Annotated in this window: 26 protein-coding genes; 20 read left to right on the top strand and 6 right to left on the bottom strand. The window is 65.0% G+C overall.

Features of this window, described 5'->3' with window-relative positions:
• Genes CAG34_RS02600 through CAG34_RS02590 form a run of 3 tightly spaced genes read right to left on the bottom strand, consistent with a single transcriptional unit; the run spans position 1 to position 1,366 of the window.
• On the bottom strand, positions 1-555 hold the full coding sequence (locus CAG34_RS02600; protein WP_025340905.1) for a chemotaxis protein CheW: 555 nt from the start codon (positions 553-555) through the stop codon (positions 1-3).
• On the bottom strand, positions 552-917 hold the full coding sequence (pilH, locus tag CAG34_RS02595) for a twitching motility response regulator PilH (protein WP_012274551.1): 366 nt from the start codon (positions 915-917) through the stop codon (positions 552-554). The genes CAG34_RS02600 and pilH overlap by 4 nt, the downstream gene beginning before the upstream one ends.
• Before the next feature lie 47 nt (positions 918-964).
• Positions 965-1,366 carry a PleD family two-component system response regulator gene (locus tag CAG34_RS02590; RefSeq protein WP_003257770.1) on the bottom strand — a complete coding sequence of 134 codons (402 nt, stop codon included), beginning with the start codon at positions 1,364-1,366 and terminating at the stop codon, positions 965-967.
• Between the two features lie 239 nt (positions 1,367-1,605).
• On the opposite strand from CAG34_RS02590, the gene gshB reads away from it, so the two are divergent.
• The 14 genes from gshB (at position 1,606) to CAG34_RS02515 (ending at position 15,641) form a co-directional block, all read left to right on the top strand.
• On the top strand, positions 1,606-2,559 hold the full coding sequence (gshB, locus tag CAG34_RS02585; RefSeq protein ID WP_085587811.1) for a glutathione synthase: 954 nt from the start codon (positions 1,606-1,608) through the stop codon (positions 2,557-2,559).
• A 91-nt stretch (positions 2,560-2,650) separates the two neighbouring features.
• Positions 2,651-3,556: an energy transducer TonB gene (locus CAG34_RS02580; protein WP_085587809.1), complete on the top strand. Its 906-nt coding sequence runs from the start codon at positions 2,651-2,653 to the stop codon at positions 3,554-3,556.
• Positions 3,557-3,734: 178 nt separating this feature from the next.
• On the top strand, positions 3,735-4,304 hold the full coding sequence (locus CAG34_RS02575) for a YqgE/AlgH family protein (RefSeq protein WP_015272081.1): 570 nt from the start codon (positions 3,735-3,737) through the stop codon (positions 4,302-4,304).
• Complete coding sequence (gene ruvX, locus CAG34_RS02570; RefSeq protein ID WP_085587807.1) at positions 4,304-4,741, top strand: Holliday junction resolvase RuvX; 438 nt, start codon at positions 4,304-4,306, stop codon at positions 4,739-4,741. Before CAG34_RS02575 ends, ruvX begins: the two co-directional genes overlap by 1 nt.
• A 49-nt stretch (positions 4,742-4,790) precedes the next feature.
• Positions 4,791-5,309 carry a bifunctional pyr operon transcriptional regulator/uracil phosphoribosyltransferase PyrR gene (gene pyrR, locus CAG34_RS02565; protein ID WP_025340908.1) on the top strand — a complete coding sequence of 173 codons (519 nt, stop codon included), beginning with the start codon at positions 4,791-4,793 and terminating at the stop codon, positions 5,307-5,309.
• 12 nt (positions 5,310-5,321) lie between these two features.
• Positions 5,322-6,326, top strand: coding sequence for an aspartate carbamoyltransferase catalytic subunit (locus CAG34_RS02560; protein ID WP_003257774.1), 1,005 nt, complete (start codon positions 5,322-5,324; stop codon positions 6,324-6,326).
• On the top strand, positions 6,323-7,594 hold the full coding sequence (locus tag CAG34_RS02555; RefSeq protein ID WP_075046592.1) for a dihydroorotase: 1,272 nt from the start codon (positions 6,323-6,325) through the stop codon (positions 7,592-7,594). The genes CAG34_RS02560 and CAG34_RS02555 overlap by 4 nt, the downstream gene beginning before the upstream one ends.
• Before the next feature lie 213 nt (positions 7,595-7,807).
• Positions 7,808-8,338 (top strand): ATP-dependent protease subunit HslV, encoded by a 531-nt coding sequence (gene hslV, locus CAG34_RS02550; RefSeq protein WP_003249309.1) that lies wholly within the window; start codon positions 7,808-7,810, stop codon positions 8,336-8,338.
• A 76-nt stretch (positions 8,339-8,414) separates the two neighbouring features.
• Positions 8,415-9,758 (top strand): ATP-dependent protease ATPase subunit HslU, encoded by a 1,344-nt coding sequence (hslU, locus tag CAG34_RS02545; protein ID WP_085587805.1) that lies wholly within the window; start codon positions 8,415-8,417, stop codon positions 9,756-9,758.
• A 163-nt stretch (positions 9,759-9,921) separates the two neighbouring features.
• On the top strand, positions 9,922-10,299 hold the full coding sequence (locus CAG34_RS02540; RefSeq protein ID WP_003249306.1) for a gamma-butyrobetaine hydroxylase-like domain-containing protein: 378 nt from the start codon (positions 9,922-9,924) through the stop codon (positions 10,297-10,299).
• Between the two features lie 268 nt (positions 10,300-10,567).
• Positions 10,568-12,247: a class II poly(R)-hydroxyalkanoic acid synthase gene (gene phaC, locus CAG34_RS02535; RefSeq protein ID WP_025340910.1), complete on the top strand. Its 1,680-nt coding sequence runs from the start codon at positions 10,568-10,570 to the stop codon at positions 12,245-12,247.
• Between the two features lie 63 nt (positions 12,248-12,310).
• On the top strand, positions 12,311-13,162 hold the full coding sequence (gene phaZ, locus CAG34_RS02530; RefSeq protein ID WP_085587802.1) for a poly(3-hydroxyalkanoate) depolymerase: 852 nt from the start codon (positions 12,311-12,313) through the stop codon (positions 13,160-13,162).
• A gap of 168 nt (positions 13,163-13,330) precedes the next feature.
• Positions 13,331-15,013: a class II poly(R)-hydroxyalkanoic acid synthase gene (gene phaC / locus CAG34_RS02520; protein WP_085587798.1), complete on the top strand. Its 1,683-nt coding sequence runs from the start codon at positions 13,331-13,333 to the stop codon at positions 15,011-15,013.
• A gap of 13 nt (positions 15,014-15,026) precedes the next feature.
• Positions 15,027-15,641 (top strand): TetR/AcrR family transcriptional regulator, encoded by a 615-nt coding sequence (locus CAG34_RS02515; protein WP_075046596.1) that lies wholly within the window; start codon positions 15,027-15,029, stop codon positions 15,639-15,641.
• 120 nt (positions 15,642-15,761) lie between these two features.
• Here the strand turns inward: CAG34_RS02515 and CAG34_RS02510 are convergent, their stop codons facing one another.
• The 3 genes from CAG34_RS02510 to CAG34_RS02500 all read right to left on the bottom strand — a co-directional run bounded on the left by CAG34_RS02510 (position 15,762) and on the right by CAG34_RS02500 (position 17,402).
• Positions 15,762-16,571: a phasin family protein gene (locus CAG34_RS02510; RefSeq protein WP_085587796.1), complete on the bottom strand. Its 810-nt coding sequence runs from the start codon at positions 16,569-16,571 to the stop codon at positions 15,762-15,764.
• 10 nt (positions 16,572-16,581) lie between these two features.
• Complete coding sequence (locus tag CAG34_RS02505) at positions 16,582-17,001, bottom strand: phasin family protein (protein WP_023663112.1); 420 nt, start codon at positions 16,999-17,001, stop codon at positions 16,582-16,584.
• 125 nt (positions 17,002-17,126) lie between these two features.
• Positions 17,127-17,402 (bottom strand): polyhydroxyalkanoic acid system family protein, encoded by a 276-nt coding sequence (locus CAG34_RS02500; protein WP_015272091.1) that lies wholly within the window; start codon positions 17,400-17,402, stop codon positions 17,127-17,129.
• Positions 17,403-17,526: 124 nt separating this feature from the next.
• On the opposite strand from CAG34_RS02500, the gene ubiE reads away from it, so the two are divergent.
• The 6 genes from ubiE (at position 17,527) to CAG34_RS02465 (ending at position 21,765) form a co-directional block, all read left to right on the top strand.
• Positions 17,527-18,297: a bifunctional demethylmenaquinone methyltransferase/2-methoxy-6-polyprenyl-1,4-benzoquinol methylase UbiE gene (ubiE, locus tag CAG34_RS02495; RefSeq protein ID WP_013974541.1), complete on the top strand. Its 771-nt coding sequence runs from the start codon at positions 17,527-17,529 to the stop codon at positions 18,295-18,297.
• A complete protein-coding gene (locus CAG34_RS02490; protein WP_085587794.1) occupies positions 18,297-18,920 on the top strand; it encodes an SCP2 domain-containing protein in 624 nt (207 codons plus the stop codon). The genes ubiE and CAG34_RS02490 overlap by 1 nt, the downstream gene beginning before the upstream one ends.
• Positions 18,917-20,536 (top strand): ubiquinone biosynthesis regulatory protein kinase UbiB, encoded by a 1,620-nt coding sequence (gene ubiB / locus CAG34_RS02485; protein WP_085587792.1) that lies wholly within the window; start codon positions 18,917-18,919, stop codon positions 20,534-20,536. Before CAG34_RS02490 ends, ubiB begins: the two co-directional genes overlap by 4 nt.
• 72 nt (positions 20,537-20,608) lie before the next feature.
• Positions 20,609-21,001 carry a phosphoribosyl-AMP cyclohydrolase gene (hisI, locus tag CAG34_RS02480; protein ID WP_013974544.1) on the top strand — a complete coding sequence of 131 codons (393 nt, stop codon included), beginning with the start codon at positions 20,609-20,611 and terminating at the stop codon, positions 20,999-21,001.
• Position 21,002: 1 nt separating this feature from the next.
• Positions 21,003-21,338, top strand: a complete 336-nt coding sequence (locus CAG34_RS02475; RefSeq protein ID WP_046613456.1) for a phosphoribosyl-ATP diphosphatase — start codon at positions 21,003-21,005, stop codon at positions 21,336-21,338.
• Between the two features lie 154 nt (positions 21,339-21,492).
• The gene (locus CAG34_RS02465; RefSeq protein WP_025340917.1) at positions 21,493-21,765 is read left to right on the top strand and encodes a twin-arginine translocase TatA/TatE family subunit; all 273 of its coding nucleotides are present in this window, start codon (positions 21,493-21,495) and stop codon (positions 21,763-21,765) included.

Genomic DNA, 21,765 nt, shown 5'->3' with positions numbered 1-21,765 from the left:
CTATAACGCCACATCGAGAAAGCCCGGCGCCTGGGCCAGGGCGAAGGGGCTGAAGATCGCCCAGTTGCGTTCACGCGGGAAGTGCCCCTGCACGAAACGTGCAGCGGCGCGGATCAGGGGCTGTGGTGGCGACAGTTGCAGGCTGTCCAGGGCAAAGTGCTGCAGGCCCAGCACCTCGTCCACCAGCAGGCCGACGAACAGGTCCTCGTGGTCCAGCACCAGCACCCGCCGCTGCTTGCCCGGGGCGGCGTGGCCCAGGCCGAAGAAGCTGCTCAGGTCCATCACCGGCAACAGCCGGCCGCGCAGGTTGGCTACCCCGCACACCCACGGCTGCACACCGGGGACGCGGCTGCTGCGCGGCTCGCGCAGCACCTCGGCCACCTCGCCCATGGGCGCGACGAACCATTGCCCGGCAATGCGAAAGCCAATGCCGCTCCACTGTTGCAGGCGGTTGTCCTGCGGCGGCTGGTCGGCGACCAGCAGGCGGCAGCGCCGGTCGATGTCCAGCAACAACTCGAAGGCGGTCAGCGACGCGCCCTGCGGGCGGGTGGTCAAGCCCCCAGCACTTCTTTGAGCTTGGCGATCAGCGCGTCCTCTTCCACCGGTTTGGTCAGGAAGTCACGAGCGCCCTGGCGCGTGGCCCAGATACGGTCGGTTTCCTGGTCCTTGGTGGTGACCACGATCACCGGGATGGCGCTGGTTTCCGGGTCCTTGCTGAGCTGGCGGGTGGCCTGGAAGCCGTTCATGCCGGGCATGACGATGTCCATCAGCACCGCGTCGGGCTTGTCCTGCCGGGCCAGGGCCACGCCATCGGCACCGTTGCTGGCCTTGAGCACCTGGTAGCCGTGCTTTTCCAGCCATTCGGTCAATCGGTACATCTCTGTCGGCGAGTCGTCGACAATCAGAACTCGGGCCATGCTGGTTCCCCATCAGGAAAGAAAGACCGTGCCATGGCGGGGCGCGGTCAGGGTGCGTGTTGTTGGGCTGCGGCAAAACCGGGCACGTGGGCGCGGATCGCGTCGAGCAGTTCTTCCTTGCTGAACGGTTTGGTCAGGAACTGGTCGGAGCCGACCACCCGGCCGCGGGCCTTGTCGAACAGGCCGTCACGTGACGACAGCAGAATGACCGGGGTGTCCTTGAAGGCACTGTTGTGCTTGATCACCGCGCAGGTCTGGTAGCCGTCCAGGCGCGGCATCAACACATCGACGAAGATGATGCTGGGCTGGTGGTCGACGATCTTGGCCAGGGCATCGAAGCCATCGCTGGCGGTGATCACCTCGCAGCCCGCTTCACCGAGCAACATCTGCGCGGTGCGGCGGATCGTGCGCGAATCGTCGATCACCATCACCTTCAGGGGTTGTTCCATCTGTTGGGCTACCATTTGCCGAAATCCTGGGGCCGTTGTGGGAGCGGCCTTGCGTCGCGAAAGGGCTGCGCAGCAGCCCCCATGGGCCTGTCATTCAGCGCTATGACTGGCATTTTTAGCACACTCCGGGTGGCCGTTCCATCTGCGGCGCCCCTTGACCGGCGGCGTTCACGGCGCCACCCTGAGCCACTTTTCTTTCGATCCATCGCGGCCACGCGCCGCCAAGAGGAACCACCCCCATGAGCGTTCGCCTCGGCATTGTCATGGACCCCATCGCGTCCATCTCCTACAAGAAGGACAGCTCGCTGGCCATGCTGCTGGCCGCCCAGGCACGCGGCTGGAGCCTGTTCTACATGGAACAGCGCGATATGTACCTGGGCGCCGGCCAGGCGCGTGCGCAAATGCGCCCGCTGAAAGTGTTCGCCGACCCGGCCCGCTGGTTCGAGCTGGGCGAGGAGCAGGACAGCGCACTGGCCGAGCTGGACGTGATCCTGATGCGCAAGGACCCGCCCTTCGACATGGAGTTCGTCTACAGCACCTATCTGCTGGAGCAGGCCGAGCGCGAAGGCGTGCTGGTGGTCAACCGCCCGCAGAGCCTGCGCGACTGCAACGAAAAACTGTTCGCCACCCAGTTCCCGCAGTGCATGGCGCCGACCCTGGTCAGCCGCCGTGTCGACATCCTGCGCGAGTTCGCCAACAGCCGTGGTGACGTGATCCTCAAGCCGCTGGACGGCATGGGCGGCGCCTCGGTGTTCCGCCACCGCAAGGACGACCCTAACCTGTCGGTGATCCTGGAAACCCTGACCCAGCACGGCAACCAGCAGATCATGGCGCAGGAATACCTGCCGCAGATCGTCGACGGCGACAAGCGCATCCTGATGATCGACGGCGAGCCGGTGGACTACTGCCTGGCGCGTATCCCGGCCAGCGGCGAAACCCGTGGCAACCTGGCCGCCGGTGGCCGTGGCGAAGCACGCCCGCTGACCGACCGCGACCGCTGGATCGCCGCCCAGGTCGGCCCGACCCTGCGCGAGAAGGGCCTGATGTTCGTAGGCCTGGACGTGATCGGCGACTACCTCACCGAAATCAACGTCACCAGCCCCACCTGCATCCGCGAGATCGATGCCGCCTACAACACCGATATCGGCGGGCAATTGATGGATGCCATTGATCGCCAGCTGAAGGCGCGCTGACCGCCGACGCACGGCAACAACCCAGAGTGGGGTATGATGCGGGTCCTTTTGGCCTGGCCTGCTACCCCGCCCTGCGGTTGCTGGAAACCTGATGACGCTGCCCGCTGACATCCCCGCCGACCTGCTGCCCCCCCGTGTTCGCCCGGTGGACCGGCTCGGCTTTACCCTGTTCCTGGCTGCCCTGGTGCACCTGGCGCTGATCCTCGGCGTCGGCTTCAGCGTGGTCAAGCCTGCCGAAATCCGCCACACCATGGACATCACCCTGGCCACCTTCAAGAGCGAGAAACCGCCGGAGAAGGCCGATTTCCAGGCCCAGGACAACCAGCAGGGCAGCGGCACCCTGGACAAGAAAGCGGTGCCCAGGACCACCGAACTGGCACCGTTCCAGGACAGCAAGATCAACAAGATCACCCCGCCACCCGCCGCGAAGCCCGAGGTGGTACCGCCCCCTGTCCCGCAGAAGTCGGCGGTAGTGACCACGGCGCCCAAGCAACAGAAGGTCGAGCCCAAGCCCAGGGAAAGCAAGCCACAGCCCAAGCCGGCAGCCCCGGCACCGGACTTCGACAGCTCGCAGTTGTCCAGCCAGATCGCCAGCCTGGAGGCGGAGCTGTCCAACGAACAGCAGATGTACGCCAAGCGCCCGCGCATCCACCGGCTCAATGCCGCCTCGACCATGCGCGACAAGGGGGCCTGGTACAAGGAAGAGTGGCGCAAGAAGGTCGAGCGGGTGGGCAACCTGAACTACCCCGATGAAGCGCGCCGGCAACAGATCTACGGCAACCTGCGCATGATGGTGTCGATCAACCGCGATGGCTCGCTGTACGAGGTGCTGGTGCTGGAGTCGTCCGGGCAACCGGTGCTGGACCAGGCGGCGCAGCGCATCGTGCGGCTGGCGGCGCCGTTTGCGCCGTTTACCGGGGACCTGGCCGAGTTTGACCGGCTGGAGATCATCCGCACCTGGCGCTTTGCCCGTGGGGACCGTCTGTCCAGTAACTGAATCAGGGCCGCTTCGCGCCCCATCGCCGGCAAGCCAGCTCCCACAGGGATAGCACATGGCTTGAGATCAATGCGATCGGTGTGGGAGCTGGCTTGCCGGCGATGGGCTGCACAGCAGCCCCAAAACAGCCATGCCGAGCACCTTGTCAGCCTCGCCACCTGGCGCCACACTATCCCCCATGAAAACCCTCACGCCGAGCTACCTCAAGCATCAGTTCCTGATCGCCATGCCGCACATGGCCGATCCGAACTTCGCCCAGACCCTCACGTACATCGTCGAGCACAACGCCCATGGCGCCATGGGCCTGGTGGTCAACCGGCCGCAGGAGCTGAACCTGGCCGACATCCTCGAGCAGCTGCGCCCGGACGAAATGCCACCGGCCAGCACCTTGCAGGTGCCGATCTACCAAGGTGGCCCGGTACAGACCGACCGTGGCTTCGTGCTGCACAGCAGCGAATGCAGTTTCCAGGCCACCGTGGCGCTGGAAGGGCTGTCGCTGACCACTTCGCAGGATATATTGCTTGCCATCGCCGCCGGGGTAGGCCCGAAACAGAGCCTGATCACCCTGGGCTATGCCGGCTGGGAAGCGGGCCAACTGGAAGCGGAGCTTGCCGACAACGCCTGGCTCAACTGCCCGTTCGACCCGGAAATCATCTTCGGCCTGACCAGCGACCTGCGCCTGGAAGCCGCCGCCGCCAGCCTGGGGATCAACCTGAACCTGCTGACCAGCCAGGCGGGCCACGCCTGATGGCCGAACTGCACCCTGAACTGCGTCTGCTGCTGGGCTTCGACTACGGCAGCAAACAGATCGGCGTAGCCGTCGGCCAGGTGGTCACCGGCCAGGCCCGCGAGCTTTGCACCCTGAAGGCACAGAACGGCGTGCCGGACTGGGCCCAGGTGGAAAAGCTGATTGCCGAATGGAAGCCCGACGCCATCGTCGTCGGCCTGCCGCTGAACATGGACGGCAGCCCCAGCGAAATGAGCGCCCGCGCAGAAAAGTTCGCCCGCCGCCTGAACGGCCGCTTCAACCTGCCCGTGCACACCCACGACGAACGCCTGACCACCTTCGAGGCCAAGGGCGAGCGCATGGCCCGTGGCGGCCAGCGCGGCAGCTACCGCGACAACCCGGTCGATGCCATCGCCGCCGCCCTGTTGCTGCAAGGCTGGCTGGAGGCCAATACCTGATCATCTTTGCCGCCGGGCCCGCCCGGCGCACCCTTCCGAGGAGCCTGCAATGAGCCTACCCGATCCAGCCGAACTGATTCGGCAGATGGCCGTCGACCTTCGCGCCCACCTGGCCCGCCGGGCAATTACCGAACCACGCTACATCGGCATCCGCACCGGCGGCGTCTGGGTTGCCCAGGCCCTGCAGGAAGCCATGGGCGACACCAGCCCCATGGGCACTCTGGACGTGTCGTTCTATCGCGACGACTTCAGCCAGAACGGCCTGCACCCGCAAGTGCGCCCGTCCGAGCTGCCGTTCGAGGTCGAGGGCCAGCACCTGGTGCTGGTGGATGACGTGCTGATGAGCGGCCGCACGGTGCGCGCCGCGCTCAACGAACTGTTCGATTATGGCCGCCCGGCCAGCGTCACCCTGGTCTGCCTGCTGGACCTGGATGCCGGCGAACTGCCAATCCGCCCGAATGTACTCGGCGCCACCCTGTCGCTGGCCGCCCATGAACGGGTAAAATTGACCGGACCCGCACCGCTCGCCCTCGAGCGCCAGGACCTCGCCTCCGCTTCCGCCCTTTAAGAGTCCCCCGCGATGACGCCAATCGACGCCAAGCGCCCGCTGCAGCTCAATGATCAGGGCCAGCTGCGCCACTTCCTCTCGCTCGACGGTTTGCCCCGCGAACTGCTCACCGAGATCCTCGACACCGCCGACTCCTTCCTGGAAGTCGGTGCCCGGGCCGTGAAGAAAGTCCCGTTGCTGCGCGGCAAGACCGTGTGCAACGTGTTCTTCGAGAACTCCACCCGTACCCGTACCACCTTCGAACTGGCGGCCCAGCGCCTGTCGGCCGACGTGATCAGCCTGAACGTGTCGACCTCCTCGACCAGCAAGGGCGAGACCCTGTTCGACACCCTGCGCAACCTCGAAGCCATGGCCGCCGACATGTTCGTGGTGCGCCACTCCGACTCCGGGGCCGCGCACTTCATCGCCGAGCACGTGTGCCCGGAAGTTGCCGTGATCAACGGCGGTGACGGCCGCCATGCGCACCCGACCCAGGGCATGCTCGACATGCTCACCATCCGCCGCCACAAGGGCAGCTTCGAGAACCTGTCGGTGGCCATCGTCGGCGACATCCTGCACTCGCGCGTGGCCCGCTCCGACATGCTGGCGCTGAAAGCGCTGGGCTGCCCGGACATCCGCGTGATCGGCCCGAAAACCCTGATCCCGATCGGTATCGAGCAGTACGGCGTGAAGGTGTACACCGACCTCGCCGAAGGCCTGAAGGATGTCGACGTGGTGATCATGCTGCGCCTGCAGCGTGAGCGCATGGCCGGTGGCCTGCTGCCCAGCGAAGGCGAGTTCTACCGCCTGTTCGGCCTGACCACCGCGCGCCTGGCCGGGGCCAAGCCCGACGCCATCGTCATGCACCCGGGCCCGATCAACCGCGGCGTGGAAATCGAGTCGGCGGTGGCCGACGGCAAGCACTCGGTGATCCTCAACCAGGTCACCTACGGCATCGCCGTGCGCATGGCCGTGCTGTCCATGGCCATGAGTGGGCAGAACGCGCAACGTCAATTCGACCAGGAGAACGCCCAGTGACCATCAGTATTCTCGGCGCCCGGGTCATCGACCCCAACAGCGGCCTGGACCAGGTCACCGACCTGCACCTGGACGGCGGCCGCATTGCCGCCATCGGTGCAGCCCCGGCCGGCTTCAGCGCCAGCCGCACGATCCAGGCTGATGGCCTGGTCGCCGCCCCCGGCCTGGTCGACCTCGGCGTGTCCCTGCGCGAGCCGGGCTACAGCCGCAAAGGCAACATCGCCAGTGAGACCCGCGCCGCCGTCGCCGGCGGTGTCACCAGCCTGTGCTGCCCGCCGCAGACCAAGCCGGTGCTGGACACCTCGGCCGTGGCCGAACTGATCCTCGACCGCGCCCGCGAGGCCGCCAACAGCAAGGTCTACCCGATCGGCGCCCTGACCAAGGGCCTGGAAGGCGAGCAACTGGCCGAGCTGGTGGCCCTGCGCGACACCGGCTGCGTGGCCTTCGGCAATGGCCTGAAGGAGATCCCCAACAACCGTACCCTGGCCCGCGCCCTGGAATACGCCGCCACCTTCGACCTGACCGTGGTGTTCCACTCCCAGGACCGCGACCTGGCCCAGGGTGGCCTGGCCCACGAAGGTGCCATGGCCAGCTTCCTCGGCCTGCCGGGCATTCCGGAAACCGCCGAGACCGTGGCCCTGGCGCGCAATCTGCTGCTGGTGGAACAGACCGGCGTGCGTGCGCACTTCACCCAGATCACCAGCGCCCGCGGCGCGCGCCTGATCGCCCAGGCCCAGGCCCTGGGCCTGCCGGTGACCGCCGATGTGGCGCTGTACCAGCTGATCCTCACCGACGAATCGCTGCGCGAGTTCTCCAGCCTGTACCACGTGCAGCCGCCGCTGCGCACCGCCGCTGACCGCGACGGCCTGCGCGAGGCGGTGAAGTCGGGGGTGATCCAGGCGATTTCCAGCCACCACCAGCCGCACGAGCGCGACGCCAAGCTGGCCCCGTTCGGCGCCACCGAGCCGGGCATCAGCAGCGTCGAGCTGCTGCTGCCGCTGGCCATGACCCTGGTGCAGGACGGCCTGCTCGACCTGCCAACCTTGCTGGCCCGCCTGAGCAGCGGCCCGGCGGCGGCCCTGCGCCTGCCGGCCGGCGAGCTGAAAGTGGGTGGCGCGGCCGACCTGGTGCTGTTCGACCCGCAAGCCTCGACCGTGGCCGGCGAGCAGTGGTTCTCGCGCGGCGAGAACTGCCCGTTCATCGGCCACTGCCTGCCGGGCGCGGTGCGTTATACCTTGGTCGATGGGCATGTCTGCCACGAGGCCTGAGTAACCCTCACTGGCCTCATCGCCGGCAAGCCAGCTCCCACAGGAAATCACTGCCCTCAAGGCCTGTGATATCCCTGTGGGAGCTGGCTTGCCGGCGATGAGGCCAGTGCAAGGGAACACCTACCATTCATCCCCCACGGTTGAAATCCTTCCCCCCACCCCCATATGAGTCTGCATCAGGCACTTTCGCCCCGCTGCGTGGAGACTCTCCCCTTGACCACCATCGTTTCTGTCCGCCGTAACGGCAAAGTCGTCATGGGCGGCGACGGCCAGGTATCCCTCGGCAACACCGTGATGAAAGGCAACGCCAAGAAGGTGCGCCGCCTGTACCACGGCCAGGTCATCGCGGGCTTCGCCGGCGCCACCGCCGATGCGTTCACCCTTTTCGAGCGCTTTGAAGGCCAGCTCGAGAAACATCAGGGCCACCTGGTCCGCGCTGCCGTGGAGCTGGCCAAGGAATGGCGTACCGACCGCTCCCTGAGCCGCCTGGAGGCCATGCTGGCCGTGGCCAACAAGGACGCCTCCCTGATCATCACCGGCAACGGCGACGTGGTCGAACCCGAAGACGGCCTGATCGCGATGGGTTCCGGCGGCGCCTACGCCCAGGCCGCAGCCCGCGCCCTGCTGAACAAGACCGACCTCTCGGCCCGTGAAATCGCCGAGACCGCCCTGAACATCGCCGGCGACATCTGCGTGTTCACCAACCACAACCTGACCATCGAGGAGCAGGACCTGGCCGACTGATCAGCTGTTCTGGCGCCTCATCCCGGTGATGGGGTTTTTCCACGCTGATTCATTCCGCCCGAGGACCATTTTCATCATGTCCATGACCCCCCGCGAGATCGTCCACGAACTCAACCGCCACATCATCGGCCAGGACGACGCCAAGCGCGCCGTGGCCATCGCCCTGCGCAACCGCTGGCGGCGCATGCAGCTCCCCACCGAGCTGCGCGCCGAAGTGACCCCGAAGAACATCCTGATGATCGGCCCTACCGGCGTCGGCAAGACCGAAATCGCCCGCCGCCTGGCCAAGCTGGCCAACGCGCCGTTCCTCAAGGTCGAAGCCACCAAGTTCACCGAAGTGGGCTACGTGGGCCGCGACGTCGAGTCGATCATCCGCGACCTGGCCGATGCCGCGCTGAAGATGCTACGTGAGCAAGAGATCATCCGCGTGCGCCACCGCGCCGAAGACGCCGCCGAAGACCGCATCCTCGACGCCCTGCTGCCGCAGGCGCGGGTCAGCAGCTTCGCCGAGGAAGCCGCGCAGACCAGCACCGACTCCAACACCCGCCAGCTGTTCCGCAAGCGCCTGCGCGAAGGCCAGCTGGACGACAAGGAAATCGAGATCGAGGTGGCCGATGCCGTGGGCGTCGAAATTGCCGCGCCGCCCGGCATGGAAGAAATGACCAACCAGCTGCAGAGCCTGTTCGCCAACATGGGCAAAGGCAAGCGCAAGGCGCGCAAGCTGAAGGTTAAAGAGGCGCTGAAGATGGTTCGCGATGAAGAAGCGAGCCGCCTGGTCAACGAGGAAGAGCTCAAGGCCAAGGCCCTGGAAGCTGTCGAGCAGCACGGTATCGTGTTCATCGACGAAATCGACAAGGTTGCCAAGCGCGGCAATGTTGGCGGCGCCGACGTGTCCCGTGAAGGCGTGCAGCGCGACCTGCTGCCGCTGATCGAAGGCTGCACCGTCAACACCAAGCTGGGCATGGTCAAGACCGACCACATCCTGTTCATTGCCTCGGGTGCGTTCCACCTGAGCAAGCCGAGCGACCTGGTGCCCGAGCTGCAAGGCCGCCTGCCGATCCGTGTGGAACTCAAGGCCCTGACCCCGGAAGACTTCGAGCGCATCCTGCAGGAGCCGCACGCGTCGCTGACCGAACAGTACCAGGCCCTGCTCAAGACCGAAGGCCTGAACATCGAGTTCCTCGCCGACGGTATCAAGCGCCTGGCCGAGATTGCCTACCAGGTGAACGAGAAGACCGAGAACATCGGCGCCCGCCGCCTGCACACCCTGCTCGAGCGTTTGCTCGAAGAGGTGTCGTTCAGCGCTGGCGACCTGGCCAGCACCCATGACGAAGCGCCGATCCAGATCGACGCGGCGTATGTGAACAGCCACCTGGGTGAGCTGGCGCAGAACGAAGACCTGTCGCGTTACATCCTGTAAAACCGGCGTCGACAGCTTCGCGGGCACGCCCGCTCCCACAGGATCACCACAGACCCAAAGCATGTGGTGATCCTGTGGGAGCGGGCGCGCCCGCGAAGAGGCCCTTGAATCCCTCCATCATAAGCTGGAAGCTTGCTTCATCAGCTCCCGAGAGATTCCGCCTATGGCCCGCCTGCCCACCGCCATCAACCTGCACAAAGCTTCGAAAACCCTCAGCCTCACCTACGCCCCCGGCGAGGTCTACCACCTGCCCGCCGAATTCCTGCGCGTGCACTCCCCCTCCGCCGAGGTCCAGGGCCACGGTAACCCCATCCTCCAGTTCGGCAAGATCAACGTCGGCCTCAGCGGCCTGGAGCCAGCCGGGCAATACGCACTGAAACTGACCTTCGACGACGGCCATGACAGCGGCCTGTTCACCTGGGAATATCTCGAGCAGCTGTGCCTGCGCCAGGAACAGCTGTGGGCCGAGTACCTCGACGAACTGCACAAGGCCGGGAAATCCCGCGACCCCGCCGAGTCGGTGGTCAAACTCATGCTCTAGCGCAAGGCCTGCAGGATTTAGAGCGCATTTTCTAAAATCATCTGTTTGAATGACTTACAGACAGCCCAGTGACGGGCTGTCTTGCGCATTACATGAAAGTCGGGTAACCAATGGGGGTGGCAAGTTCCCTGCATCAAATTGCAGGTAGTCAGAACCCTCGCAGCACCGCTGTTCCTTATCACTGGTCACCCGAGTAGCAGTACCGGGCTCAGAACTGTGCACCCGCCACAGCAACCGGTACTCGTCTCAGGACAACGGAGCGTCGTAGATGAGTAACAAGAACAACGATGAGCTGCAGCGGCAGGCCTCGGAAAACACCCTGGGGCTGAACCCGGTCATCGGTATCCGCCGCAAAGACCTGTTGAGCTCGGCACGCACCGTGCTGCGCCAGGCCGTGCGCCAACCGCTGCACAGCGCCAAGCATGTGGCCCACTTTGGCCTGGAGCTGAAGAACGTGCTGCTGGGCAAGTCCAGCCTTGCCCCGGAAAGCGACGACCGTCGCTTCAATGACCCGGCATGGAGCAACAACCCACTTTACCGCCGCTACCTGCAAACCTATCTGGCCTGGCGCAAGGAGCTGCAGGACTGGATCGGCAACAGTGACCTGTCGCCCCAGGACATCAGCCGCGGCCAGTTCGTCATCAACCTGATGACCGAAGCCATGGCTCCGACCAACACCCTGTCCAACCCGGCAGCGGTCAAACGCTTCTTCGAAACCGGCGGCAAGAGCCTGCTCGATGGCCTGTCCAACCTGGCCAAGGACCTGGTCAACAACGGTGGCATGCCCAGCCAGGTAAACATGGACGCCTTCGAGGTGGGCAAGAACCTGGGCACCAGTGAAGGCGCCGTGGTGTACCGCAACGATGTGCTGGAGTTGATCCAGTACAGCCCCATCACCGAGCAGGTGCATGCCCGCCCGCTGCTGGTGGTGCCGCCGCAGATCAACAAGTTCTATGTATTCGACCTGAGCCCGGAAAAGAGCCTGGCGCGCTACTGCCTGCGCTCGCAGCAGCAGACCTTCATCATCAGCTGGCGCAACCCGACCAAAGCCCAGCGCGAATGGGGCCTGTCCACCTACATCGACGCGCTCAAGGAGGCGGTCGACGCGGTGCTGGCGATTACCGGCAGCAAGGACCTGAACATGCTCGGTGCCTGCTCCGGCGGCATCACCTGCACGGCATTGGTCGGCCACTATGCCGCCCTCGGCGAAAACAAGGTCAATGCCCTGACCCTGCTGGTCAGCGTGCTGGACACCACCATGGACAACCAGGTCGCCCTGTTCGTCGACGAGCAGACTTTGGAGGCCGCCAAGCGCCACTCCTACCAGGCCGGCGTGCTCGAAGGCAGCGAGATGGCCAAGGTGTTCGCCTGGATGCGCCCCAACGACCTGATCTGGAACTACTGGGTCAACAACTATCTGCTCGGCAACGAGCCGCCGGTGTTCGACATCCTGTTCTGGAACAACGACACCACGCGCCTGCCGGCCGCCTTCCACGGCGACCTGATCGAAATGTTCAAGAGCAACCCGCTGACCCGGCCGGACGCCCTGGAAGTGTGCGGCACCCCGATCGACCTGAAACAGGTCAAATGCGACATCTACAGCCTTGCCGGCACCAACGACCACATCACCCCGTGGCAGTCGTGCTACCGCTCGGCGCATCTGTTCGGCGGCAAGATCGAGTTCGTGCTGTCCAACAGCGGCCACATCCAGAGCATCCTCAACCCGCCAGGCAACCCCAAGGCGCGCTTCATGACCGGTGCCGATCGCCCGGGTGACCCGGTGGCCTGGCAGGAAAACGCCACCAAGCATGCCGACTCCTGGTGGCTGCACTGGCAAAGCTGGCTGGGCGAGCGTGCCGGCGAGCTGAAAAAGGCGCCGACCCGCCTGGGCAACCGTGCCTATGCCGCTGGCGAGGCATCCCCGGGCACCTACGTTCACGAGCGTTGAGCTGCAGCGCCGTGGCCACCTGCGGGGCGCCACGGTGTTCATTTCACCCCATGAGTCACGCGCATGCCGCAACCCTACATCTTCAGGACCGTCGAGCTGGACAACCAGTCCATCCGCACCGCCGTCCGCCCGGGCAAACCGCACCTGACGCCGCTGCTGATCTTCAACGGCATCGGTGCCAACCTGGAGCTGGTGTTTCCGTTCATCGAAGCACTGGATCCGGACCTGGAAGTCATTGCCTTTGACGTACCCGGGGTCGGCGGCTCGTCCACGCCGCGCCACCCGTACCGCTTCCCCGGGTTGGCCAAGCTGACGGCACGCATGCTCGACTACCTCGACTACGGCCAGGTCAATGTCATCGGTGTGTCCTGGGGCGGCGCCCTGGCCCAGCAGTTCGCCCACGATTACCCCGAACGCTGCAAGAAACTGGTGCTGGCCGCCACCGCAGCCGGTGCGGTGATGGTGCCAGGCAAGCCCAAGGTGTTGTGGATGATGGCCAGCCCACGGCGTTACGTGCAGCCGTCGCATGTCATCCGCATTGCGCCGACGATCTATGGCGGCGGCTTCCGGCGTGACCCCGAACTGGCCATGCAGCACGCCGCCAAGGTGCGCTCCGGCGGCAAGATGGGCTACTACTGGCAGCTGTTCGCCGGGCTCGGCTGGACCAGCATCCACTGGCTGCACAAGATCCAGCAACCGACCCTGGTGCTGGCCGGCGACGACGACCCACTGATCCCGCTGATCAACATGCGCCTGCTGGCCTGGCGGATTCCCAATGCCCAGCTACACATTATCGACGACGGTCATTTGTTCCTGATCACCCGGGCCGAGGCCGTCGCCCCGATCATCATGAAGTTCCTTCAGCAAGAACGACAGCGCGCCGTCATGCACCCTCGCCCGGCTTCGGGTGTGTGAAGGCGATTTGGGACCCTGTGGGAGCGGGTTCACCCGCGAAGAAATTAACTCGGTGTATGGCACCGGCTTCGCCGGTGTTCGCGGGTGAACCCGCTCCCACAGAGACCCTGCTAGATCAGTGAATATGTTTAGTCATGAGGCACCAGGTCAGGACGAGGGAGTGTTGCCATGAAAGACAAACCGGCCAAAGGAACGCCAACGCTTCCCGCCACCAGCATGAACGTGCAGAACGCCATCCTCGGCCTGCGCGGCCGTGACCTGATTTCCACGCTGCGCAATGTCAGCCGCCAAAGCCTGCGTCACCCGCTGCACACCGCACATCACCTGTTGGCCCTGGGTGGCCAGCTGGGCCGGGTGATGCTGGGTGACACACCGCTTCAGCCGAACCCGCGCGATACGCGCTTCAATGACCCGACATGGAGCCAGAACCCGTTCTACCGTCGCGGCCTGCAGGCCTACCTGGCCTGGCAGAAGCAGACCCGACTGTGGATCGAGGAAAGCCACCTGGACGACGATGACCGGGCCCGTGCGCACTTCCTGTTCAACCTGATCAACGATGCCCTGGCGCCGAGCAACTCGCTGCTCAACCCGCTGGCAGTCAAGGAACTGTTCAACAGCGGTGGCCAGAGCCTGGTGCGCGGTGTGGCCCACCTGCTCGATGACCTGCGCCACAATGACGGCCTGCCACGCCAGGTCGACGAGCGCGCCTTCGAAGTGGGCGGCAACCTGGCCGCGACCGCCGGCGCCGTGGTGTTTCGCAACGAGCTGCTGGAGCTGATCCAGTACAAACCGATGAGCGAAAAGCAGCACGCCCGGCCACTGCTGGTGGTGCCGCCACAGATCAACAAGTTCTACATCTTCGACCTCAGCTCGACCAACAGCTTCGTCCAGTACATGCTCAAGAATGGCCTGCAGGTGTTCATGGTCAGCTGGCGCAACCCCGACCCGCGCCACCGCGAATGGGGCCTGTCCAGCTACGTTCAGGCCCTGGAAGAAGCGCTCAACGCTTGCCGCAGCATCAGCGGCAACCGCGACCCCAACCTGATGGGCGCCTGCGCCGGCGGCCTGACCATGGCCGCGCTGCAGGGCCACCTGCAGGCCAAGCACCAGCTGCGCCGGGTGCGCAGCGCCACCTACCTGGTCAGCCTGCTGGACAGCAAGTTCGAAAGCCCCGCCAGCCTGTTCGCCGACGAGCAGACCATCGAGGCCGCCAAGCGCCGCTCCTACCAGCGCGGCGTGCTGGATGGCGCCGAGGTGGCGCGGATCTTCGCCTGGATGCGGCCCAACGACCTGATCTGGAACTACTGGGTCAACAACTACCTGCTCGGCAAGACACCACCAGCCTTCGACATCCTGTACTGGAACGCCGACAGCACGCGCCTGCCCGCCGCGCTGCATGGCGACCTGCTGGACTTCTTCAAGCTCAACCCGCTGACCCACCCCGCCGGCCTGGAGGTATGCGGCACCCCCATCGACCTGCAGAAGGTCGAGCTGGACAGTTTCACCGTGGCCGGCAGCAACGACCACATCACCCCGTGGGATGCGGTGTACCGCTCGGCCTTGCTGCTGGGTGGCGACCGGCGCTTCGTGCTGGCCAACAGCGGGCATATCCAGAGCATCATCAACCCGCCCGGCAACCCCAAGGCCTACTACCTGGCCAACCCCAAGCTATCCAGCGACCCGCGTGCCTGGTTCCACGACGCCAAGCGCAGCGAAGGCAGCTGGTGGCCGTTGTGGCTGGAGTGGATCACCCCGCGCTCCGGCCCGCTCAAGGCACCGCGCAGCGAACTGGGCAATGCCACCTACCCACCGCTGGGCCCCGCGCCGGGCACCTACGTGCTGACCCGATGAGCATGCCGACTGGATGAAGACTCGCGACCGTATCCTCGAATGTGCCCTGCAGCTGTTCAACCAGCAGGGCGAACCGAACGTATCCACCCTGGAAATTGCCAACGAACTGGGCATCAGCCCTGGCAATCTCTACTACCACTTCCACGGCAAGGAGCCGTTGGTGCTGGGGCTGTTCGAGCGCTTTGAAGAAGCGCTGATGCCCTTGCTCGACCCGCCGCTGGAGGTACGCCTGGACGCCGAGGATTACTGGCTGTTTCTGCACCTGATCGTCGAACGCATGGCGCAGTACCGCTTCCTGTTCCAGGACCTGTCGAACCTGACCGGGCGCCTGCCCAAACTGGCCCGCGGCATGCGCAACCTGATCAACGCGCTCAAGCGCACACTGGCGGCGTTGCTAGCCAGCCTCAAGGGCCAGGGGTTGGTAGAGAGCGAGACCCAGGCGCTGGGGCAACTGGTGGAGCAGATCACCCTGACACTGATGTTCTCGCTGGATTATCAGCGGGTACTGGGGCGCGAGGGGGATGTGGGGATTGTGGTGTACCAGGTGATGATGCTGGTGGCGCCGCATCTGCAGGCCCAGGCGCGGGGGGCGGCGGAGCAGTTGGCGGTGCGGTATCTGGAGGGGTAAGCCTGTTGTTTCGGTGTCGCGGCTTTCGCGGGCATGCCCGCTCCCACAGGTGAAATGCAGTGCTCGAGTGCACACAGGACCTGTGGGAGCGGGCAAGCCCGCGAAGAAGGCGACGCGGTATCAGATCAGGGTACCGGTGCCTGTCTGTGCCGAAGGTGGGTTGCTGGCCGGAGCCGCAGTTGGCGCCGGAGCTGCACTAGCGGCCGGAGCCGCAGTTGGCGCCGGAGCTGCACTAGCGGCCGGAGCGGCGCTGGCCGCCGGAGCTGCCGGCTTGGCGGCTGCCGGCTTGGCCGGTGCTTTCTTCACTGCAGGCTTCTTCGCCACAGCCGGTTTGGCCGCTGCCGGTTTCGCCGCAGGCTTGGCCGCCGCAGTCTTGGCAGCAGGTTTAGCCGCTGCGGCCTTGGCTGCCGGCTTGGCTGCCGCGGTTTTTGCCGCAGGCTTGGCCGCTGCCGTCTTGGCCAGTGGCTTGGCCGCCGCCTTGCTCGCAGCCGGTTTGGCTGCAGTGCGCGACGAAATCGGGGTAACCGAAGCGCCGGTGAGTTTCTCGATCTGCTTGGTCAGGCTGTCCACCTGCTGGTGCAGGGCCTTGATCTCGTTGCGGCTCGGCACGCCAAGGCGCGAGATGGCACTGTTCAGGCGCTTGTCGAAGGCCTCTTCGAGTTCGCTCCACTTGCCCAGCGCACGGTCCTTCACGCCCGACACACGCGAAGTGGTCGACGACTTGGCAGTTTCAGCAACATCTTCTGCGGTCTTCTTCGCCTGCTTCTCGGCCTTCTCGCCATCCTTCACCAGCGAGTCGAACAGCTTCGGGCCGTCCTGGTCGATCTTCGAATAGATACCAAGCCCCGCCAGCCAGATCTTGCGGGAGTACTTCTCGATCCCGCCGACCCAGGAGCTGCCTTCTTTCTCGGAATTCTTCTTGCCAGCCATCCTGCTCTCCTTATGGTTTGTGCGCGACGCGCTCGAGCAGCTCGTGCAGCTGTTCAAGCTTGATGGACAACGCCTCAACGTCATGTTTAGACGGAATGCCAAGGCGATTCAAGGCGCGACCTACCCGCGCGTCGAAAGCTTTTTCGATCTTGTCCAGTTGAACTTCGACCTTGCCGCGTACGCGACTGACTTCCTGGGTCGCTTCGTCGATCTGGTTGTTGGCAGCATCGAGCTCCTTGTCGATGCGCTTCTTGCCACGCTTCTCGACGCCTTCGCCGGCCTTGACCAGCTCATTGAAGTAGTCGGAGCCTTCCTGGCCCACGCGCGCATAGGCGCCGATGCCCGCCAGCCAGATCTTGCGCGCGTAGCCGCGCACCTCGCCCAGCGTACCCGGGGCGTCGTCCTTTTTCTTCACAGTCACTTTGGCCATGCTCTGTACCTCATGCTCATGAGTGGAGGAGGAACCGCCCATGGAGGTTGGGCTTGAGCACAAGGTAGAGAGGGAAATTAGAATCTTCACCCTAAGGTGAACGAGCATGGCCCCGGGAAGGGGTGTCAGGCCAGGGCTTTGTCCAGAGCCCGCTCGATCTCGCCCTTGATGGTGCCGCTCATCATCGACAGCATCATCCCCAGCTTCAATTCGACGCGGATGCGGTCATCGAAGATGTGCACGCTGCCGTTGGCACCGCTGCGCGCCACGTCGACCCGGTCACCGTTCCAGGTGGCCTTGAGGTCGTATTCGCGGGTCAGTTTGTCGACCAGCGCTTCAGCCTTGGCACGGGCGGCATCGCGGCCGAGGGAATGTTTGCGTTCGACGCTGATCTGGGTCATGCGGGTGTTCCTGAAAGTGAAGACATAATTGGCATTATGCCCGCCCCTGCCCACTGGCACACCCCGCCAAGACAAATCCGCCCGTTCGCCCTAGAATGGCGGTAATTTTTTCCGGTGAAGCGATATGAACGACCAGCGCAAAGGCGACCACGCCGAACCCACCACCCATTTCGGTTACCAGGACGTCCCTGAAAGCCAGAAGGCGAAGAAAGTCGCCGAGGTGTTCCACTCGGTAGCGGCCAAGTACGACCTGATGAACGACGTGCTTTCCGGCGGCATGCACCGCCTGTGGAAGCGCTTCACCATCGAGCTGTCGGGCGTACGCGCCGGCAACCGTGTACTGGACATCGCCGGCGGTACCGGCGACCTGGCCGCCAAGTTCTCGCGACTGGTCGGCCCGACCGGCCAGGTAGTGCTGGCCGACATCAACGAGTCGATGCTCAAGGTCGGCCGTGACCGCCTGCTCGACCGTGGCGTGGCCGGCAACATCGAGTTCGTCCAGGCCGACGCCGAGAAGCTGCCATTCCCGGACAACCACTTCGACTGCGTGACCATCGCCTTCGGCCTGCGCAACGTCACCCACAAGGACGAAGCCATCCGCTCGATGCTGCGCGTGCTCAAGCCGGGCGGTCGCCTGCTGGTGCTGGAGTTCTCCAAGCCGACCAACAAGCTGATGTCCAAGGCCTACGACGCCTACTCGTTCGCCTTCATGCCGCTGGCCGGCAAGCTGATCACCAACGACTCGGAGAGCTACCGTTACCTCGCCGAGTCGATCCGCATGCACCCCGATCAGGAAACCCTGAAGGCCATGATGGTCGAGGCCGGTTTCGACCGCGTCACCTACCACAACATGACCAGCGGCATCGTTGCCGTGCACCGGGGGATCAAGCCCTGATGCTGCTGGCCGGGCTGCTCGCCAGCGCCGAACATGGCCTGAACCGCGTCCTGCGCATGGACAGCACGGCCCTGCCGCGGCTGGCCGCGCTGGAGGGCAAGGTCATCGAGATCGACTGCCGCCAGCCAGCCTTGCAGGTGTTCATCCTGCCCGATGAAGAGGGCCTGATGCTCGCCGCCCACTGGCAAGGCGAGGTCGACTGCAGCCTGCGCGCCCCGGCCGGCAGCCTGGCGCAGCTGGCCCTGGCCAGGGACAAGACCGCCGTGCTGCACAGCCCGCAAGTCGAACTGCATGGCGACAGCGCCGTGCTGCTCGACCTGTTCGGTGTGCTGCAGGACCTGGAGCTGGACTGGGAGCACGAGCTGCAACGCTGGCTCGGCCCGGTCGCCACGGCGCTGCTGGCGGGCCACATCCGCCTGCGTGCACGCTGGACCCGCCAGGGCCTGGCGCGCTTCAGCCAGAACCTTTCCGAGTACCTGGCCGAAGAGTCCCGTACCCTGGTCGGCAAGCGCGAAGCCGAAGCCGCCTTCAGCGAGCTCGATGCCCTGAAGCTCGATACAGAACGCCTCGAGGCGCGCCTCAAGCGCCTCTCCCGATCCCTTGATACCAGCGATAACGCATGAAGCTGCTCGCCGTCCGCCGTCTTTTTCGCATCCAGCGTGTGGTGATCCGCTACCGTCTCGATGACCTGCTGTTCGACCTGCCGCTGCCCTGGTGGCTGATGAGCCTGCGCCTGCTGATGCCGTGGCGCTGGCTGCCGCGCAAGCCGTCCGAGCTCAGCCGTGGCGCGCGCCTGCGCCTGGCCCTGCAGGACCTGGGGCCGATCTTCATCAAGTTCGGCCAGTTGTTGTCCACACGCCGCGACCTGCTGCCCAACGACATTGCCGATGAGCTGATGCTGCTGCAGGACCGCGTGCCGCCGTTCGACCCCAAGCAGGCCGTGGCACTGATCGAGGCGCAGCTGGGCGCCCCGGTAACGCAACTGTTCAGCCGCTTCGACGTCGAGCCACTGGCCTCGGCCTCGGTGGCCCAGGTGCACGCTGCGCGCCTGAAAAGTGGCGAGGAAGTGGTGGTCAAGGTGGTGCGCCCGGGCCTGAAGCCGGTGATCGCCCAGGACCTGGCCTGGCTGTTCCTGATCGCCAAGGCCGCCGAGCGCGCTTCGGCCGATGCCCGTCGCCTGCACCCGGTGGAAATCGTCGGCGACTACGAAAAAACCATCTACGACGAGCTCGACCTGCTGCGGGAAGCGGCCAACGCCAGCCAGCTGCGGCGCAACTTCGAAGGCTCCGAGCTGATGTACGTGCCCCAGGTGTACTGGGACCTGTGCCGCCCCAAGGTGCTGGTGATGGAGCGCATCTACGGCGTGCCGGTGACCGACATGGCCACCTTGGCCGACCAGCGCACCGACATGAAGCTGCTGGCCGAACGGGGTGTGGAGGTGTTCTTCACCCAGGTGTTCCGCGACAGCTTCTTCCATGCCGACATGCACCCCGGCAACATCTTCGTCAGCACGGTCAAACCATGGAGCCCGCAGTACATCGCCATCGACTGCGGTATCGTCGGCAGCCTGACCGCCGAGGACCAGGACTACCTGGCGCGCAACCTGATCGCTTTCTTCAAGCGTGACTACCGCCGCGTCGCCCAGTTGCACATCGACTCGGGCTGGGTGCCGGCGCACACCAAGGTGAACGAGTTCGAAGCGGCGATCCGCACCGTGTGCGAGCCGATCTTCGAAAAACCGTTAAAGGATATTTCCTTCGGCCAGGTGCTGATGCGCCTGTTCCAGACCGCCAGGCGCTTCAACATGGAAGTGCAGCCGCAGCTGGTGTTGCTGCAGAAGACCCTGCTCAACATCGAGGGCCTGGGCCGCCAGTTGTACCCAGACCTGGACCTGTGGAGCACCGCCAAGCCGTTCCTGGAACGCTGGATGCGCGACCGCATGAGCCCCAAGGCAGTGCTCGGCAACATCCACAGCCAGGTCGAGCAACTGCCGCACCTGGCCGACATGGCCCGCGACCTGCTCGAGCGCCTGTCGCAACCGCACCTGCACGATCCGCAACTGCCGGAGCGGCGCCGCCAGGGCGACCGCTGGGCGCTGCGCCTGCTCGGCGCCGGCCTGCTCGGCGGTGGTGCGGTACTGGCCGCTGGTGCCGCCGCGGCCACCAGCCTGGCCGCCCCTGCCGCCTGGCCGGCCTGGCTGATGCTGGCCGCCGGCCTTTACCTGATCGTGCGCCAATAGCCAGCCGCGCCCATGGCTGGCACACTAGCGCAAAGGGCCCGGCACAGGAGCGGGCCCGCTTTGGAGTCGACGATGAAAGACTGGCTGGACGAGATCAAGTGGAACAGCGAGGGCCTGGTACCGGCGATCGCCCAGGACCACAAGACCGGACGCGTGCTGATGATGGCCTGGATGAACCGCGAATCGCTGGCCCTGACCGCCGCCGAGCAACGCGCCATCTACTGGTCGCGTTCGCGTGGCAAGCTGTGGCGCAAGGGCGAGGAATCCGGGCATGTGCAGAAGCTGCATGAAATGCGCCTGGACTGCGATGCCGACGTGATCATCCTGATGGTCGAGCAATTGGGCCATATCGCCTGCCATACCGGCCGTGAAAGCTGCTTCTACCGCGTCTTCGAAGACGGCCAGTGGAAAACCGTCGACCCGGTCCTGAAAGACCCGGATGCCATCTACAGCGCAGGACACTGACATGAGCGACACCCTCAACCGCCTGGCCGAAGTGCTTGAAGAACGCAAGCAAGCGGCGCCCGACAGCTCCTACGTGGCCAGCCTGTACCACAAGGGCCTGAACAAGATCCTCGAAAAGCTCGGCGAAGAGTCGGTCGAGACGATCATCGCCGCCAAGGACGCCGCGGTCAGCAAGGATTACAGCGATGTCATCTACGAAACCGCCGACCTGTGGTTTCATAGCCTGGTAATGCTCAGCGCGCTGGGCCAGCATCCGCAAGCCGTGCTCGATGAGCTGGAACGCCGCTTCGGGCTTTCCGGGCATGATGAGAAGGCCGCACGAACGCCTTCTGCCTGACGTATTTTGGGGCGCCTGTCGGAGCGGGCGTGCCCGCGAAGAATGCGACGCGGTGCATGGCACCGGCTACGCCGGTGTTCGCGGGCATGCCCGCTCCCACAGGGGCCGCGTTGCCGGATCGATTTGCTGTACACACATTTTTCAGGAGTACGAAATGGGTATCTTTGACTGGAAACACTGGATCGTCCTGCTGGTGGTCGTGGTCCTGGTGTTTGGCACCAAGAAGCTGAAGAACTTCGGCAGTGACCTGGGTGAGTCGATCAAGGGCTTCCGCAAGGCCATGAGCGACGAAGAGAACAAGCCGGCCGAGCAGACCCCGCCACCTGCCCAACCCGTTCCACCGGTGCAGAACACTGCCCAGCAGAACCAGGGCCACACCATCGAAGGCCAGGCCCAGCCGGCTCAAGAGCCGCAGCGGAAAGACTGA

The sequence above is a fragment of the Pseudomonas sp. B14(2017) genome, from assembly GCF_002113255.1.
Taxonomy (GTDB): Bacteria; Pseudomonadota; Gammaproteobacteria; order Pseudomonadales; family Pseudomonadaceae; genus Aquipseudomonas; species Aquipseudomonas putida_Z.
The sequence above is the reverse complement of the archived record's forward strand: the minus strand, read 5'-3'. Positions and strand labels throughout refer to the sequence as shown.

Bases quoted from the DNA above. Each gene is read 5' to 3' on its own strand.
- pilH (WP_012274551.1), bottom strand. From the start codon at position 917: ATGGCCCGAGTTCTGATTGTCGACGACTCGCCGACAGAGATGTACCGA.
- CAG34_RS02590 (WP_003257770.1), bottom strand. From the start codon at position 1,366: ATGGAACAACCCCTGAAGGTGATGGTGATCGACGATTCGCGCACGATC.
- gshB (WP_085587811.1), top strand. From the start codon at position 1,606: ATGAGCGTTCGCCTCGGCATTGTCATGGACCCCATCGCGTCCATCTCC.
- CAG34_RS02580 (WP_085587809.1), top strand. From the start codon at position 2,651: ATGACGCTGCCCGCTGACATCCCCGCCGACCTGCTGCCCCCCCGTGTT.
- CAG34_RS02575 (WP_015272081.1), top strand. From the start codon at position 3,735: ATGAAAACCCTCACGCCGAGCTACCTCAAGCATCAGTTCCTGATCGCC.
- ruvX (WP_085587807.1), top strand. From the start codon at position 4,304: ATGGCCGAACTGCACCCTGAACTGCGTCTGCTGCTGGGCTTCGACTAC.
- pyrR (WP_025340908.1), top strand. From the start codon at position 4,791: ATGAGCCTACCCGATCCAGCCGAACTGATTCGGCAGATGGCCGTCGAC.
- CAG34_RS02560 (WP_003257774.1), top strand. From the start codon at position 5,322: ATGACGCCAATCGACGCCAAGCGCCCGCTGCAGCTCAATGATCAGGGC.
- hslU (WP_085587805.1), top strand. From the start codon at position 8,415: ATGTCCATGACCCCCCGCGAGATCGTCCACGAACTCAACCGCCACATC.
- CAG34_RS02540 (WP_003249306.1), top strand. From the start codon at position 9,922: ATGGCCCGCCTGCCCACCGCCATCAACCTGCACAAAGCTTCGAAAACC.
- phaC (WP_025340910.1), top strand. From the start codon at position 10,568: ATGAGTAACAAGAACAACGATGAGCTGCAGCGGCAGGCCTCGGAAAAC.
- phaZ (WP_085587802.1), top strand. From the start codon at position 12,311: ATGCCGCAACCCTACATCTTCAGGACCGTCGAGCTGGACAACCAGTCC.
- phaC (WP_085587798.1), top strand. From the start codon at position 13,331: ATGAAAGACAAACCGGCCAAAGGAACGCCAACGCTTCCCGCCACCAGC.
- CAG34_RS02515 (WP_075046596.1), top strand. From the start codon at position 15,027: ATGAAGACTCGCGACCGTATCCTCGAATGTGCCCTGCAGCTGTTCAAC.
- CAG34_RS02510 (WP_085587796.1), bottom strand. From the start codon at position 16,571: ATGGCTGGCAAGAAGAATTCCGAGAAAGAAGGCAGCTCCTGGGTCGGC.
- CAG34_RS02505 (WP_023663112.1), bottom strand. From the start codon at position 17,001: ATGGCCAAAGTGACTGTGAAGAAAAAGGACGACGCCCCGGGTACGCTG.
- CAG34_RS02500 (WP_015272091.1), bottom strand. From the start codon at position 17,402: ATGACCCAGATCAGCGTCGAACGCAAACATTCCCTCGGCCGCGATGCC.
- ubiE (WP_013974541.1), top strand. From the start codon at position 17,527: ATGAACGACCAGCGCAAAGGCGACCACGCCGAACCCACCACCCATTTC.
- CAG34_RS02490 (WP_085587794.1), top strand. From the start codon at position 18,297: ATGCTGCTGGCCGGGCTGCTCGCCAGCGCCGAACATGGCCTGAACCGC.
- ubiB (WP_085587792.1), top strand. From the start codon at position 18,917: ATGAAGCTGCTCGCCGTCCGCCGTCTTTTTCGCATCCAGCGTGTGGTG.
- hisI (WP_013974544.1), top strand. From the start codon at position 20,609: ATGAAAGACTGGCTGGACGAGATCAAGTGGAACAGCGAGGGCCTGGTA.
- CAG34_RS02475 (WP_046613456.1), top strand. From the start codon at position 21,003: ATGAGCGACACCCTCAACCGCCTGGCCGAAGTGCTTGAAGAACGCAAG.
- CAG34_RS02465 (WP_025340917.1), top strand. From the start codon at position 21,493: ATGGGTATCTTTGACTGGAAACACTGGATCGTCCTGCTGGTGGTCGTG.